This window comes from Burkholderia sp. B10, assembly GCF_004368385.1.
GTDB classification, from domain to species: Bacteria; Pseudomonadota; Gammaproteobacteria; order Burkholderiales; family Burkholderiaceae; genus Burkholderia; species Burkholderia vietnamiensis.
The window spans coordinates 1-16,011 of sequence record NZ_PQMX01000105.1 but is presented as its reverse complement, the minus strand read 5'-3'; the positions used below and the strand labels follow the sequence as shown (position 1 = coordinate 16,011).

The 16,011-nt window shown below is 69.6% G+C and carries 11 protein-coding genes; 8 read left to right on the top strand and 3 right to left on the bottom strand.

Annotation, left to right across the window (positions count from 1 at the left end; all coding sequences use genetic code 11):
- Positions 1 to 41: 41 nt before the first annotated feature.
- The 7 genes from C3Y15_RS29265 to C3Y15_RS29235 all read left to right on the top strand — a co-directional run bounded on the left by C3Y15_RS29265 (position 42) and on the right by C3Y15_RS29235 (position 9,182).
- Complete coding sequence (locus tag C3Y15_RS29265; RefSeq protein ID WP_011880333.1) at positions 42 to 953, top strand: LysR family transcriptional regulator; 912 nt, start codon at positions 42 to 44, stop codon at positions 951 to 953.
- A gap of 345 nt (positions 954 to 1,298) precedes the next feature.
- Positions 1,299 to 3,047, top strand: a complete 1,749-nt coding sequence (dld, locus tag C3Y15_RS29260; RefSeq protein WP_011880332.1) for a D-lactate dehydrogenase — start codon at positions 1,299 to 1,301, stop codon at positions 3,045 to 3,047.
- Between the two features lie 56 nt (positions 3,048 to 3,103).
- A complete protein-coding gene (locus tag C3Y15_RS29255) occupies positions 3,104 to 3,847 on the top strand; it encodes a (Fe-S)-binding protein (protein WP_011880331.1) in 744 nt (247 codons plus the stop codon).
- Positions 3,844 to 5,217, top strand: coding sequence for a lactate utilization protein B (locus tag C3Y15_RS29250; protein ID WP_006481909.1), 1,374 nt, complete (start codon positions 3,844 to 3,846; stop codon positions 5,215 to 5,217). Before C3Y15_RS29255 ends, C3Y15_RS29250 begins: the two co-directional genes overlap by 4 nt.
- Positions 5,214 to 5,813, top strand: a complete 600-nt coding sequence (locus C3Y15_RS29245) for an LUD domain-containing protein (protein WP_045579775.1) — start codon at positions 5,214 to 5,216, stop codon at positions 5,811 to 5,813. The genes C3Y15_RS29250 and C3Y15_RS29245 overlap by 4 nt, the downstream gene beginning before the upstream one ends.
- Positions 5,814 to 5,829: 16 nt before the next feature.
- Positions 5,830 to 8,013, top strand: a complete 2,184-nt coding sequence (locus tag C3Y15_RS29240; protein WP_124260307.1) for an FUSC family protein — start codon at positions 5,830 to 5,832, stop codon at positions 8,011 to 8,013.
- A complete protein-coding gene (locus tag C3Y15_RS29235; RefSeq protein ID WP_124260308.1) occupies positions 8,010 to 9,182 on the top strand; it encodes a porin in 1,173 nt (390 codons plus the stop codon). Before C3Y15_RS29240 ends, C3Y15_RS29235 begins: the two co-directional genes overlap by 4 nt.
- A gap of 81 nt (positions 9,183 to 9,263) precedes the next feature.
- Here the strand turns inward: C3Y15_RS29235 and C3Y15_RS29230 are convergent, their stop codons facing one another.
- From C3Y15_RS29230 to C3Y15_RS29220, 3 genes are read right to left on the bottom strand one after another with little or no spacing between them, the layout of a single operon-like run.
- A complete protein-coding gene (locus tag C3Y15_RS29230) occupies positions 9,264 to 11,714 on the bottom strand; it encodes an alpha/beta hydrolase fold domain-containing protein (RefSeq protein ID WP_059890409.1) in 2,451 nt (816 codons plus the stop codon).
- On the bottom strand, positions 11,701 to 13,410 hold the full coding sequence (locus C3Y15_RS29225) for a GMC family oxidoreductase N-terminal domain-containing protein (RefSeq protein ID WP_059735801.1): 1,710 nt from the start codon (positions 13,408 to 13,410) through the stop codon (positions 11,701 to 11,703). Before C3Y15_RS29225 ends, C3Y15_RS29230 begins: the two co-directional genes overlap by 14 nt.
- A gap of 25 nt (positions 13,411 to 13,435) precedes the next feature.
- Positions 13,436 to 14,857 (bottom strand): coniferyl aldehyde dehydrogenase, encoded by a 1,422-nt coding sequence (locus tag C3Y15_RS29220; RefSeq protein ID WP_059461630.1) that lies wholly within the window; start codon positions 14,855 to 14,857, stop codon positions 13,436 to 13,438.
- A 142-nt stretch (positions 14,858 to 14,999) separates the two neighbouring features.
- Here C3Y15_RS29220 and C3Y15_RS29215 point away from each other — a divergent pair.
- The coding region (locus tag C3Y15_RS29215) for an AraC family transcriptional regulator (protein WP_134206912.1) at positions 15,000 to 16,011 on the top strand (1,012 nt) is incomplete at its 3' end.

Here is a 16,011-nt window from a genome sequence, read left to right as displayed (position 1 = left end):
CCCCGGCCCCGAGCCCCACGCTTTTCCGACCCGACACCCGCATGGAATTCCGTCAGCTACGCTACTTCCTCGCGGTGGCCGAGTATCTGCATTTCACCGAGGCCGCCGAGTTTCTCGGCATCGCGCAGCCGCCGCTGAGTCAGCAGATCCTGAAGCTCGAGCGCGAGATCGGCACACGCCTGTTCATCCGCCATCCGCGGCGCGTCGAACTGACCGACGCCGGCCGCCTGTTCCGCGAGCGCGCGAAGCACATCGTCGAAGAAGCCGAGCTCGCGCTCGCCGAAGCGCAGAACGCCGGGCGCGGCCTGAGCGGCCGGCTCGTGCTGGGCTTCGCCGGCTCGATCGTGTTCCATCCATTCGTCGCGTCGCTGATGCAACGCTTCCGGCGCGACTATCCGGACGTCCTGATCCACTGCGAAGAGAGCAACAGCCCGGCGCTGATCGACAAGGTGCTCGAGGCGCGCGTCGATGCCGCGTTGGTGCGCCTGCCGCTCGATTGCCGCGGCCTGGCCGTGCAGCCGCTGGTCGAAGAGCGCTTTCTGGCCGTGCTGCCGTCCGGCCACCGCCATGGCGCGGAGCCGGTGCTCGCGCTGCACGCGCTGTCCGACGACCCGCTGGTGTTGTTCCCGCGCGCGATCGGCCCCGCGTTGTACGACGCGATCGTCGGCGCGTGCTGGGCAGCTGGCTTCACGCCGACCGTCGAAATGGAGTCGCCGCAGATCCCCGCGTCGGTGAACCTCGTCGCGGCCGGCTTCGGCGTGACGCTGATCCCCGAGTCGGTGCGCCAGGCGCCGACGGATCGCGTCACCTACCACGGCTTGCAGGGCGAGCCGCTGCGCTCGCCGATCGTGCTCGTTCACCGCCCGCGCGAAAAATCGCCGGTGATTCAGAATCTCGTGCGCGCCGTCCGCACGCTCGCGCGCGAAACGGCCGACAGCGCCGCGACGCCGTGAAAGCCATGAGCGCCGGCGCCCACGGGCGCCGCTAGCGGCGTCGGCCCGTCGGATTCGACGCGGCACGCCGCGCGGAAGCCGCAATCCGCAGGCAAACCGCTCGCAAACCACCCGCATTCCACCCGCATTCCACCCGCATTCCACCCCGCACCACGCCCCAATCGCCGCCGCTGCGCGGTCTGCACGCTCGCTCGCCGCGCGAGCGATATGCATTTCGTCTTGAAATCGCGTCCACGCGATATTGGACTTCACCGCCCCGCACGCCTAGCCTTACGGCATTCCGATCGGACGCCGCTGCGGCGCCGTTCAATCCCTCTTCCGCGCTCGGCCAACAGGAGAATTCACGTGTCAACCGTATCAGGCGAATCGTCTTCGCCGCTTGCGCCGCCCACCGGGCGGCATGAGGCGTTCATCCGTTCGCTGACGGAAATCGTCGGCCAGCAGGACGTACTGACGAACGAGCGGGACACGCGGCGCTACCGGACCGGCTTCCGGTTCGGCGAAGGCCGGACGCTCGCGGTGGTGCGGCCCGGCACGCTGCTCCAGCAGTGGAAGGTGCTGCAGGCCTGCGTGGCCGCGAACGTGATCGTGATCTGCCAGGCGTCGAACACGGGCCTCACCGGCGGCTCGACGCCCGACGGCGACGACTATGACCGCGACATCGTGATCGTCAGCACCGCACGGATCCGCAAGGTGCACGTCATCAAAAGCGGGAAGCAGGTGATCTGCCTGCCGGGCGCGACGCTCGATCAGCTCGAGCAGACGCTGAAACCGCTCGGGCGCGAGCCGCACTCGGTGATCGGCTCGTCGTGCATCGGCGCGTCGGTGATCGGCGGCGTCTGCAACAACTCCGGCGGCGCGCTGGTGCAGCGCGGCCCGGCTTACACGGAGATGTCGGTGTTCGCCCAGGTCGGTGCGGACGGGCGCCTGAGGCTCGTGAACCATCTCGACGTGCGCCTGGGCGCGGTGCCGGAGGAAATCCTCGCGCGCCTCGACAACGGCGATTTCTCGGAGCGCGACATCGTCGACGGCGATGCGTCCGGTTCCGATCACCACTACGCCGAGCACGTGCGCGACGTCGATGCCGACACGCCCGCGCGCTACAACGCCGATCCGCTGCGGCTGCACGAAGCATCGGGCTCGGCCGGCAAGGTGATGGTGTTCGCGGTGCGCCTCGACACGTTTCCGATCGAAGCCGGTGCGAAGGTGTTCTACATCGGCACCAACGATATCGACGAGCTGACCGACATCCGCCGCCACGCGCTCACGCAGTTCAAGCGCCTGCCGATCGCGGGCGAATACCTGCACCGCGACGCGTTCGACATCGCGCAGAAGTACGGCAAGGACACGTTCCTGATGATCCGCCACTTCGGCACGAAGCGCATGCCGATGCTGTTCGGCTTCAAGAGCAAATGCGACGCGTGGTTCGACCGGCTCGGCTTCCTGCCGCGGCATCTGAGCGATCGCGTGATGCAGGCCGTCAGCAACCTGTTTCCGAATCACCTGCCGCCGCGCATTCGCGACTACGGCAAGCGCTACGAACATCATCTGATGCTGAAGGTATCGGCCGATACCGCGGAGGAAGCGCGCACCTTCCTGACGTCGTTCTTCGCGAAGCGCACGGGCGCGTTCTTCGAATGCACGCAGGCGGAAGGCGAGAAGGCGTTCCTGCACCGGTTCGCGGCGGCCGGCGCGGCGATCCGCTACCGCAACGTGCATACCCGCGACGTGGAGGACATCGTCGCGCTCGACATCGCGCTTCGCCGCAACGATCGCGACTGGTTCGAGACGCTGCCGCCCGACATCGACGCGCCGATCGCGATCAAGCTGTATTACGGCCACTTCCTGTGCCACGTGTTCCACCAGGACTACATCGTCAAGAAGGGCAACGACTGCCTCGCGCTCGAACACGCGATGTGGAAGCTGCTCGACGCGCGCCGCGCCGAATATCCGGCCGAGCACAACGTCGGGCACCTGTACCACGCGAAGCCGGCGCTCAAGGCGTTCTACGAAGGGCTCGACCCGTGCAACTGCTTCAACCCGGGGATCGGCCAGATGTCGAAGTTCGCGAAGTACCGCGAAGCGCACGACTGATCCGCCGCGGCCGCGCCGTACCCCGAACCAGCAAACCGTTTTCAGGAGCCGCTGCATTGAAAGTAGCCTTGTTCATCCCGTGCTTCATCGACGCGTTCTTTCCCGACGTGGGCGTCGCGACGCTCGAACTGCTCGAGCGCCTCGGCTGCGAGGTCGACTATCCGCTCGACCAGACCTGCTGCGGGCAGCCGATGGGAAACAGCGGCTGTGAAAAGCAGGCCGCGGCCACCGAGAACCTGTTCGTGCGCAACTTCGCCGGCTACGACTACATCGTCGCGCCGAGCGGCAGCTGCGTGCATCACGTGCGCGACCATCTGAGCGCGGCCGATCAGACGCCCGACGCGCTCGCGGTCCGCGGCAACACCTACGAGCTGGTCGAGTTCATTCACGACGTGCTGCAGGTGCACGACTTTCCGTGGGCGGAATTTCCGCACAAGGTCGGCCTGCACAACAGCTGCGGCACGCTGCGCGGCCTGAAGACCGCCAGCATGTCCGAAATCGGCGGCCCGTTCTTCTCGAAGCCGCTGACGCTGCTCAAGGGCGTGAAGGGCATCGAGTTCATCGAGCCCGACCGTCCCGACGAATGCTGCGGCTTCGGCGGCACGTTCTGCGTCTCGGAGGAGCCGGTATCCGCGCGGATGGGCGCCGACAAGGTGCGCGATCATGCGCGCAACGGCGCCGAGTACGTCGTGTCGGCCGATTCGTCGTGCCTGATGCACCAGAAGGGCTGCTCGGAGCGCCTCGGACTCGGCCTGAAGTTCATCCACATCGCGAGCATCCTGAACGGAGCACGAGCATGAAACGCGTCGACCACGTCGGTTACTCGAAGAAGTTCATCGCCGACGAGAAACACGTCGAGTTCCACGACAAGCGCCTCTGGGGGCTGCGCACCGCGCGCGACGAGGCCGTGCATGCGATCCCCGAATGGGAAACGATGCGCGCGCTCGCGTCCGCGGTCAAAGAACACACGCTCACGCATCTGCCCGACTATCTCGAGCAGTTCGAGCGCAATGCGACCGCGAACGGCGTGGTCGTGCATTGGGCGAAGGACGCGGAAGAGCACAACCGGATCGTCTACGACATCCTGCAGGGCCGCAACGTGCGCACGCTGGTCAAGAGCAAGTCGATGCTGACCGAGGAGTGCGAGATGCGCCCGTACCTCGAGGCGCGCGGCATCGCGGTGGTCGAAACCGATCTCGGCGAGCGGATTCAGCAGCTCGACGACGAGATGCCGTCGCATATCGTCGTGCCGGCCGTACACAAACTCGCGACGGACGTGGCGCAGACCTTCGCGGCCTCGTTCGGCACCGATCCGGCCGAAAGCAGCATTCCGCGGCTGGCCGAGGCGCAGCGGCAGGCCACGCGCCCGCACTTCCTCGCCGCGGAAGCGGGCATGACCGGCTGCAACTTCGCGGTGGCGGAGACGGGCGGCATCACCGTCTGCACGAACGAAGGCAATGCCGACCTAAGCGCCAACCTGCCGCCGCTGCACATCGCGTCGATCGGCATCGAGAAGCTGATTCCGAAGCTCGAGCACCTCGGCCTCTTCATCCGCATGCTGTCGCGCAATGCGCTCGGCTCGCCGATCACGCAGTACACGTCGCATTTCCGCGGGCCGCGCGACGGCGGCGAAATGCACTTCGTGCTGGTCGACAACGGCCGCTCCGAACGGCTCGCGATGGACGACTTCTGGTATTCGCTGAAGTGCATCCGCTGCGGCGCGTGCATGAACACGTGCCCGGTCTACCGGCGCAGCAGCGGGCTGAGCTACGGCGGCGTCTACTCCGGTCCGATCGGCGCGATCATCAACCCGACCTACGACTTCAAGAAATACAGCTCGCTGCCGTTCGCGTCGACGATGAACGGCAGCTGCACCAACGTGTGCCCGGTCAAGATCAACATCCACGAGCAGATCTACAAGTGGCGGCAGATCATCGCCGAGCGGCACGCGCTGCCGTTCGTCAAGCGCGAAGCGATGACGGTCGCCGGCAAGGTGCTGTCCCGGCCGAAGCTCTATCGCGCGGCGATCAAGGGCGCCGCCGGCGCGATCTCGACGCTGCCGCGCGCGGTGCTGTACAACCCGCTCAACGAGTGGGGCAAGCAGCGCGAACTGCCGGAGCCGCCGGCCGAAACTTTCCGTGACTGGTATCTGAAGAGGAACAAGAAATGAGCAGCCGCGACCTGATCCTTTCCCGCCTGCGCACGGCCGGCCGGACGCCGGCGCCGCTGCCGGCGGTGCCGTTGTTCGATCAGGATCTGCCGCCCGCGCTCGACGCGTTCAAGCAGGCGCTCGCGCGGGTCGGCGGCATCTGGTGCGAGCCGCCGGCGGACGGCGACCTCGACGCGCTGATCCGGGCGCGCTTTCCGGACGCGCGGGTGGTCTGTTCGGCGGTGCCCGAGGTGGCCGGCACGCGGCGCATCGAAGCCGTCGAGCGGCCGCACGAGCTGAACGACGTCGACGTCGGGATCGTGCGGCCGGCGTTCGCGGTCGCGGAAACCGGCTCGCTCTATCTGAGCGAGCGCGAGTATCGCGTGAACGCGCTCGGCTACCTGTCGCAACATCTGGTCGCGCTGCTCGACCCGGCGCAGATCGTCGGCAACCTGCATCACGCGTATCACCGCCCCGAGTTCTTCGCGGCGCGCTACGCGTGCCTGATGAGCGGGCCGTCCGCGACGGCCGACATCGAAGGCGTGCTGATCCGCGGTGCGCAGGGCATCCGGTCGCTGACCGTGATTCCGGTCCCGCTCGCAGGCGACGCACGTTGAGCGCGCAGGATCGACGATGGGTCTAGTCTCAACCGCTCGCGATCGATTGCGGCGCTTCGTCAATCTCGGCGGACACTACCTGCCGCTCGCCGAAGCGTTGCGCGGCGGGCTGATCTGTGTCGTGCCGGCTGTCGCCGCGGCGCGGCTGCATATGCCGATGCTGTGCTGGTCCGCGATCGCCGCGTTCTGGACCTGCCTCGCCGACGAGTCCGAGCGCCCGGCCGCCGGCCGCCTCGCCACCGGCCTGTCGTTCGGGATGCTGGGCGGCCTGGCGTCCGCGAGCGCGATCGCGACGCATGCGCTGCCGCCGCTGTCGATCGTCATCGTCGGGGCCGTCGCGTATCTGGGCGCGTCGGCGCGCAAGTGGGGCGGCGCGGCCGGCACGCGCGGCATTCTGACCGCGACCGCATGCGCCGTCTCTGCATGCTTTCCGGTCCATGGCGGCGCGTCGGCCGTGCAGTACGCGCTGTTCTACTTCGGCGGCAGCGTCTGGGCGACGCTGGCCGGCATCGTCCTGTGGCAAACCGACGGCAGCGCACGCGCGCGGATGGCGACGATGGCGTTCCTGCATGCGATGGCGAACTTCGTCGAACGGCTCGCACGAGCCGCGAACGGCGATTCCGCCTCGCTCGAGCGCGGCCGCGCCGCATTGCGCGCGCGGCTCGACGCGATGATCGCCGTGTCGATGCACCCGCGCGGCGGTGATTCACCGCTTGCGCGGAAGTGGCGCGCCGATGCGGAGCGCGCGATGGCGCTGCTCGCCGGCCTCGAGTCGCACATCGCCGCGGCCGGCGTCGGCGAGCGGCGCGAAGCCGCCGCGCTGCTCGCACCCGTGCTCGCGCAATTGGCGCGGCTCGTGGAAGCGTGTCCGCGCGCCGTCGGCCGCGACGGCGCGGCCGGCGACGCGGCGCAGTCGCTCGCGAACGACCTCGCCGAACTCCGGGCGACGCTCGCGGGGCGCGTCGCCGAGTTTCGTGTTGCGCATCGCGACGACGCGGGGCTGACGTGGTTACGCGCGTGCGAAACGCTGATCGCGCGATACGCGGCAGTGCTGCTTCATCCGGCGGTGGAGTCGCCTTCTACCGCGGCCGTTCCTGCGGCGCTCACCGCGCCGGCACCGGGCAAGCCCGCGCGCGGCGCGGGCCGGCTCGCCGCGCTGCGCCGCGAGATCGTCGCGCCGAATCCGTTTCATCGATATGCATCGCGTCTTGCCGTGGCCGCGATGATCGCCGTCGCGCTCGCGCGCATCTCGGGCGTGCAGCAGGGATACTGGCTCGCGCTGACGACGATGTTCATCATGCAGCCGACGCTGTCGCAGACGGTGAAGCTGTCCGGGCTGCGCATCGGCGGCACGCTGCTCGGCGCGGTGCTCGCGTCGGCCGTGTCGCTGCTGGTTCACGATCCGCTGCTGCTGGCGCTGGCGGTGCTGCCGCTCGCCACCGGCACGCTCGCGACGCGCAGCGTGAGCTACGTGTCGTACATCCTGTTCCTGACGTCGCATTTCATTCTGGTCGCGCATCTCGGGACGCCGATCGGGCCGTCATGGATGCTGGCCGCGCTGCGGGTCGGCAACAGTTTTGCCGGGGTGCTGGTCGGCGTGGTCATCAGCCTGCTCGCATGGCCCGACCGCGAGCATCACCGGATCGGCGAGGTGGCCGATCTCGCGATGGCGGCCACCGCGACCTACCTGCGCGCGGTCGGCGACGACGCGCCCGCGCGCGCGCGCGCGCGCCGCGAATCGCTGACCGTGCTGCGCCGCCAGGCGTGCGTTGCGATCGACCGGCTCGATGCGACCATCGCGGCGACGCGTTTCGAGTCGATTGCGTCCGACCCGCGCACCGCGAGCGCAACCGTCGCGATGCAGCAGATGAAGGCGCTGGTCGGCGCGCTCGCGCCGGTCGAGTATCTCGACGATACGCTCGACGCCCTGGACCGGGCGACGATTGCCGCCGCCGCGCGCGACGCCGCGCGCCTGATCGCCGACGCCGGGCCGGCGCCCGCGCACGCGACGCGGCCGGAAAGCCCGCGCGACGGCGATCGCGCGTCAGGCCACGCGCGCGAAATTCAGCGGGAAGTGGCCGAGCGCGCGTGGATCGTCCATGCGCTGCGTTCGCGCATCTCGGCCGTGCAGCGCGCGCCGTTGCGCCGCGCGGAAGCGGCGTCCGGCAAGCCGTCGAGCGCATCGCGGCAGCGCGTATGAACCCACGGATTCGGGCCGCCGTGCGCGGCTGCATCGTCGCGCTGTTCATTCCGGCCGTCGCACGTGCGCAGGGCTCGGTCGCGATTTCCGGCCTGATCGACGGCGGGATCGCGTTCGTCGACGACATCGGCAGCCACCGCGGCGACGCGCACGCGTTGCAGGCGAAATCCGGCGACGCCAACGTGAGCCGTTTGACGCTCTCCGGCAACGAGCCGCTCGGCGCCGATCTGAACGCGTTGTTTCTGCTCGCGACGGGTTTTGCGGTCACCAACGGTGCGCTCGGGCAGCAAGGGCGGCTGTTCGGCTTCCAGTCTTACGTGGGGCTCGCGTCCGGCCGGTACGGCACGGTGACGGTCGGCCGCCAGTTCGATTCGACGCTGCAACTCGTTCAGCCGTTTGCATTGGCCGGCACGCCGTTCGGCGGCGTCGCGTTCGCGCATCCGTTCGACAACGACAATCTCGCGAACTACACGCGCACCAACAACTCGGTGAAGTACACGAGCCCGCTGCTCGGCGGCTTCCGGTTCGGCGCGACGTACGGATTTTCGAACGAGGCCGGCGGCTTCGGCAACAACCGCGGCTACGCGTTCGCGGCCACCTACGAGCACGGGCCGTTTTCGGCCGGCGCGAGCTACCTCGCATTCGACCGCGAAGGCAATCTGCCGCCCGCCAATGCCGATGGCGCGGAGCCGGCCGGCGCGCCGTTCAACGCGGCGCGGCAGCGCACCGTCAGCGCGGCGGCCGCTTACACGTGGGACCGGCTGCGGGTGTCCGCGATCGCGACGCGCACGCGGCTCGATGCGGTCACGTCGATCAACAACGTCGCCGATGCGCCGATCGTGCTGCACGGCGCGAACATCACGTTCCACAACGCGGAGATCAACGCGCGCTACGCGCTGACGCGCAAATGGACCGTCGCGGCGGACTACGTGTTCACCGTCGCGTCGTTCGACGGTGCGGCGGGAGCGGCGCGGCCGCGATGGCAGCAAGCCGGCGTCATCGCGATCGATGCGCTGTCGCCGCGCACCGACGTTTATACGGAAGCGCTGTTCCAGCATGCGAACGGACTGGCCGGAACGGGCATTGCCGGCGCGCAGATCTCGAATTTCTCGCGCGCATCCGGCGCGAATCAACTTGTGATGGCGGTCGGGATCCGGCATCGGTTTTGACGCGCATGCGGGCGCGGGGGGCGTGCTCTGGCAGCCGCGTACGACCGCCAGGCTCGTCAAGCATCGCCGCAGCAAGCAACACTACACCGGCGCGGCAACGCGCTGCGCGGCGAATCCGGCCAGCGTCCGCAACGCGTCGCGCGCCGATTGCAGATAGAACGCCTGCAGATGAAACACATGCCAGCGCGCGGCATGAATCTCGAGCCGGCACGGCACGCCGCATGCGCGCGCATGCGCGGCGAGCCGCTGGGCGTCCGACAGCAGCACCTCCTGATCGCCGACCTGCACCAGCATCGGCGGCAGCCCGCGCAGGTCGGCGTCGAGCGGGCCGCGCGACGCGCCGGCGCCCGCGCCGTGATACCAGCGCAGCCCCTGTTCGAGCCAGCCGCGGCGGATCATCGGATCGTCGTGGCGGCGCGAGGAGAGCGTGGCGCAGCCGAGCGCCGCGTCGGTCACGGGCGAGATCAGCAGCAGCGCGGCCGCGGCCGGCTCGCCGCGCTCGCGCAGCGCCATGGCGAGCGCCAGTGCGAGCGCGCCGCCGGCCGAATCGCCGGCGATCACGATGCGGTGCGGCGCGTAGCCCTGCGCGCGCAACGCCTCGTACGCGGCCAGCGCGTCGTCGACGGCCGCCGGGCTCGGATGCTCGGGCGCGAGCCGGTAGTCGGGCGCCCACACTGGCAGCCCGGCTTCGGCCGCGAGGCGCGTCGTCACGCTGCGATGCGTACGCGGGCTGCCGACGCAGAAGGCGCCGCCATGCAAGTAGAGGATCACGCCGCCGGCGTCGCCACGTTTCGGCGCGATCACTTCGACCGGCACGCCGGCGACAGCCGTCCGGTAGCGCAGCGTGCCGCCCGCGCCGGGCATCAGCGGCGACAGCATCGCGACGACGCGGCGCTGCACGCGCGCGCCGAACGGCGGCCCGATCAGCGGCCGGAACGCAGCGCGCAGGAAACCGCGCAACGACGCTGCGGCCAGCGCTTCCACGCGCCCGGCAGGCGGCGCGACGACGACCGCCTGTGTCGGCGCGGTGTCGCCGGCCAGCGGTCGCGAGAAGCGATACGCGGACAGGCCGGTGAAGCGCGTGATCCAGCGGTAGCTGAGCGTGAAGCCGGGCCAGTTCGTGCTGTTGTGGCCCGACGCGTCGACGTACCAGCTCTTGCAGCCGCTCCACACCGAGCCTTCGAGCCGTTGTTGCACGTGCGCGTTGTAGCGGCGGTAGCGGCGCGGGTCGACGTCGATCGCGCTCGCGCCGTCGCGCTGCATCGCGCGGAGGCAGCGCATCACGTGCGCGATCTGGCTTTCGAGCATGTAGACGATCGAGTTGTGGCCGAGGTTCGTGTTCGGGCCGTACAGCATGAAGAAGTTCGGAAAGCCCGGCACGGTGACGCCCAGATACGCCTGCGCGCCGCGCCGCCACGCGTCGTTCAGGTCGAGCCCGTCGCGACCGGTGATGCGCATCGGCGACAGGAATTCGGTCGCGGCAAAACCGGTGCCGTAGACGATCGCATCGACTTGATGGTGAACGCCGTCGTCGGTCTCGATGCCCGTTTCGGTCACGCGGCGGATGCCCCGCGTGACGAGCTCGACGTTGTCGCGTCCGAGCGCGGCGAGGTAGTCGCTCGACAGCAGGATCCGCTTGCAGCCGATCGGATAGTCGGGCGTGAGCTTGCTGCGCAGCGCAGGGTCGCGCACGTCGCGTGCGAGCAGCTTCCGGAACGGCCGGCCGACCGCGAAGTCCATCAGCCCGTGCAGCCGCGTGAAGGCGATCGCGCGCGATTCGTAACGCAGGTAGATCGACGCGCGATGCAGCTTCATCGCCCCCGGCAAGCGGCGAAACAGCGTGCGTTCCCAGCGGCGATACGGTCGATCCGGGCGCGGCAGCACGTAGGCCGGCGAACGCTGGAACACGAGCAGCCGCGCGACGTCGCCGGCGATCGCCGGCACGAACTGGATCGCCGATGCGCCGGTGCCCACTACCGCCACGCGCTTGCCCGCGAGCGGATAGTCGCGATCCCATTGCGCGGAGTGGAACGCGCGGCCGCGGAACGTATCGATGCCGGGCAGTTTGGGCAGCGCCGGCCGGCTCAACTGGCCGGTGCCGCTGATCAGCACGGCGGCGCTGAGCGTCGTGCCGTCGGCGAGCGCGACGCGCCACAACGCACCGGCTTCGTCATAGCGTGCGTGCTCGACCTCGGCGCCGAAGCGCAGATGGCGTGCCAGCCCGTACTTGCGCGCGCAATGCTGCAGGTACGCATGAATCTCCGGTTGCGGTGCGAACACGCGCGACCAGTTCGCGTTCGGCTCGAACGAGAACGAGTACAGATGCGAAGGCACGTCGCATGCGGCGCCGGGGTAGCGGTTGTCGCGCCACACGCCACCGACGTCGTGCGAACGCTCGACGATCACGAAGTCGTGTATGCCGGCGCGTTGCAGCGCGACAGCCATGCCGATGCCGGCGAAGCCGGCGCCGATGACGATGGCCGCGAGCGGTGCGCTCGCTTCGGCGGGACGTGACGTTTCAGGCGACGACATGACGGTTTTCCTCCGGGTGGTGGGCCGCGTCCGAGGTGCAGGACGGGCACGATGGGGCGGCGGTTTCGGATGCGGTGTCGATGGACGGCCGCGCGGGCACGCGGCGCACGCCGCGGATCAGGTCGACCGCCTTCTCGGCGATCATGATCGTCGGCGCATTGGTATTGCCACCGATCAGCGTCGGCATCACCGACGCATCGACGATTCGCAGCCCGTCGACGCCATGCACGCGCAGTTGCGGATCGACGACGGCGAGCGCGTCGCGTCCCATCCGGCAGGTGCCGACCGGGTGATAGACGGTATCGGTGCGGCGCCGCAATACGTCGCGGATCTCGTCGTCGGTGCTCACGTTGGCGGTGAACACGTCGCGCGTGGTCCAGTCGGCCAGCGCCGGCGCTTCCATCAAACGGCGCGTGAGCCGGAAGCCGGCGACCATGTCGTCGAGGTCGCGCGGATCGGCGAAGAACGCCGGATCGATGCGCGGCGCCGCGAGCGGATCGGCGCTGTGCAGCGTGACCGTGCCGCGGCTGCGCGGGCGCAGCAGGCACACGTGGCACGACAGCCCGTGGCCGGCATGGTGCCGGCGCGCATGATCGTCGACCAGCGCGACCACGAAGTGCAGCTGGATGTCGGGCGCGGCGAGGCCGGCGCGGGTCGTCAGGAAGCCGCCGCCTTCGGCGAAATTGGACGTCAGCATGCCGCGCCGCTCGCGCCGAAAGCGCGCGAATTCGCGCAGCAGGCGCAGCGCGCCGCGCGCGGACACGCCCATCGTGTCGACACCGCGGGTGCGGTAGCCGAGGACGAAGTCCGGATGGTCCTGCAGGTTGCGGCCGACGCCCGGCAGATCGACGCGCACCGGAATGCCGAGCCGCTGCAGTTCATCGGCCGGGCCGACGCCCGACAGCATCAGCAGTTGCGGCGTCTGCAGCGCGCCGGCCGCGAGCACGACCTCGCGCCGGGCCCGCAAGGTGCGCACCTCGCCGTGCTGCCGCACCTCGACGCCCGTTGCGCGCGTCCCGTCGAACAGGATGCGCAGCACCTGCGCGTGCGTCTCGACGCTCAGGTTGTCGCGGCGGCCGACGTGCGGCAGCAGATACGCGCGCGCCGCACTCCATCGCTCGCCGTGCTTCTGCGTGACCTGGTAGAGGCCGATGCCTTCCTGCTGCGCGCCGTTGAAGTCGTCGGTGAGCGGCAGCCCGGCCTGTCGCGCCGCTTCGAGATAGCGCGCATGGAACGGGTTGCCGGTACGCAGGTCGCTGACCCACAGCGGGCCGTCGCGGCCGTGAAACGCGTCGTCGAAGCATTCGTTGTGTTCGCTGAGCCGGAAGTAAGGCAGCACGTCGTCGTAGGCCCAGCCCTCGTTGCCGAGCGCGGCCCAGCCGTCGTAGTCGACGCGATGGCCGCGCACGTACACCATCGCGTTGATCGCGGACGAGCCGCCGAGCGCCTTGCCGCGCGGCTGGTAGCCGATGCGTCCGCCGAGCCCAGACTGCGGCACGGTGTCGAACGCCCAGTTGTTCACGCGCGTCGGCAGCATCGCGACCGCGCCGGTCGGCACGTTGACGAGCGCGTCGTCGCCGCGGCCGCCGGCCTCCAGCACGCAGACGGTCACGGAAGGGTCCTCGGTCAGCCGTCCCGCGGCGACGCAGCCGCCCGAACCGCCGCCGACGACGATGTAGTCGAAAGTCCTGCTCATGGAATCGTCTCCCAGTGGTCGATGGTCACGCGAAGCGCGTCAGCACGCGCAGCAGCAGATCGAAGGTCTTGCCGTACGGCGGATGGAACAGCGCGGTGCCGCTGCGGCGCGCCTGATGGAACACGGGCTTGTGGTGGCTGAACGTATCGAAGCCCCATTTGCCGTGATAGGCGCCGATGCCGCTCGCGCCGACGCCGCCGAACGGCTGGTGCTCCTGCGCGAGATGCCACAGGCAGTCGTTCACCGTGACGCCGCCCGACACCGTCTCGCGCAGCACGCGATCGCGCCGCGCGGCGTCGCGGCCGAACCAGTACAGCGCGAGCGGGCGCGGGCCGCGGTTCACGCGGTCGATCGCATCGTCGAGATCCGCGTATTCGACGATCGGCAGCACCGGGCCGAAGATCTCCTCGCGCATCACGCGCATCGTGTCGCGCGCGTCCAGCACGAGGGTCGGCGCGAACTTGCGCGAGCCGGCAGCGAAGCGTTCGCCTGCCGGGTTCACTTCGCGCACGCGTGCGCCGCCGGCGCGCGCGTCGTCGACGAGCGCCGCGAGGCGGTCGCGATGCGTGGCGGCGATGATCGACGTGTAGTCGGGATTGGCGGCGAGCGTCGGGTAGTGATGCGCGATCGCGTCCGCCACGCGTGCAGCGACGGTCTCGGCGGTGCCGGCCGGCACCAGCAGATAGTCGGGCGCGATGCAGGTCTGGCCGGCGTTGAGCAGCTTGCCGAACGCGATGCGCGCGGCCGCGTGCGCCAGATCGCACGACGGGTCGACGATCGCCGGCGACTTGCCGCCCAGTTCCAGCGTGACCGGCGTCAGGTTCGCGGCCGCGGCCTGCGCGACGTCGCGCCCGACCGCGGTCGAGCCGGTGAAGAACAGATGGTCGAACGGCAGGCGCGCGAACACCTTCGCGGTGTCGACGTCGCCGGTGACGACGGCGAGTTCGTCCACATCGAACGCGTCGGCGACGAGCGATTCGAGCAGGGCCGACAGCCGCGGCGTCAGGTCGGACGGCTTGACCAGCACGCGGTTGCCGGCGGCGAGCGCGGCGACCGCCGGCCCGAGCGCGAGCTGCAGCGGATAGTTCCACGGCGCCATCACGCCGACGACACCGCGCGGTTGCGGCGCGATCCGGTTGTAGCCCGGCCGGAAATGCGCGGCGGTCGGCACGCGGCGCTCGCGCATCCACTGCCGCAGGTGCGCGCGCGCATGGCGCAGGCCGCTACGGACCACGAACAGTTCGGCGAGCCGCGTCTCGTGCGCGGAGCGTCCGCCGAAATCGGCGTCGATCGCCTGCACGAGCGCGGCTTCATGCGTATCGAGCAGCGCGCGCAGACGGTCGAGCCGCGACAGGCGGATCGCGAGCGGCGGCGCGGGATCGCGCGCATAGGCGGAGCGCTGGCGTTCGAAGCTGGCGGCGAGCTCGGGTGGGCGACTCGGTCGCATGGTGTCTCCTCCGGGGTGTTGGCGTCGTTCGGGCGACGACTGATGACGCCGATGGTGCGGGCCGCATGGGAAAACACCAATGCTGGTTCGGGACAATTGTTTTAGTATTTGGGCCAAATCGGCGCTTCGAGGGTTTCTCCGCATGAGCTTCTGGGACTTCACCCGGAGTCCGGCCAGCGCACGGCTGCTGGTCGATTTCGGCGACGAACGGGGCGTGCCGCATGCAAGGCTGCTGGCCGGCACGGGCCTCGCCGACGCGCAGCTCGACGATCCCAACGCCGAGGTGACGGCCGCGCAGGAACTGCGGCTGACCGGCAACCTGGTGCGCGCGCTCGGGCGTGCGCCGGGCCTGGGGTTCGAGGCCGGGCAGCGCTATCACTTCTCCGCGTACGGCGTGTGGGGCTATGGGCTGATCGCGAGCGCGACCGCGCGCGACGCGCTGGCGCTCGCGATGCGCTTCCTGCCGCTCACGTATGCGTACACGGTGATCACGTACCGCGAGGAGCCGCATACGGGCGTGCTGAATTTCGGTGCGCCGGAGCTCGAGGCCGATCTGAGCCGTTTCCTCGTCGAGCGCGACATGGCGGCCGCTGCCGTGCTGCTGCAGGAAATCGGCGGCGGCGATTTCAGGTTGTCGCGCTTCACGATGCAGGCGGCGAGCGCGCCGAGTGGCGCCGCGCCGCGCATTGCCGGCATCGAACCGGTATTCGGCGCGCGGGCGAACAGCCTCGGGTTCGATCGCACGTTTCTGGACCGTCCATTGCCGCATGCGAATCCGCTGACCGTTTCGATGTGCGAGCAGATGTGCGCGCATCTGCTCGATGCGCGGCGTGCCCGGATCGGCACGGCGGAGATGGTGCGGCAGTATCTGACCGCGACGCCCGGCAACGTGCCGTTTTCGCTCGACGACATCGCACGGCTGATGAACACGAGCCCGCGCACGCTGAAGCGCCGGCTGCATGAGGAGGGCACGACGTTCCGTACGCTGCTGGCCGAGGCCCGCGGCGCGATGGCCGAGGCGCTGCTCGGCGACGCGCATCTGCCGCTGACCGAAGTGGCCGAACGGCTCGGCTTCAGCGATTTATCGAGCTTTTCGCAGGCGTTCAAGCGCTGGTATGGGGTGCCGCCGGGGGCTTATCGGAGCGGGGTGCGGG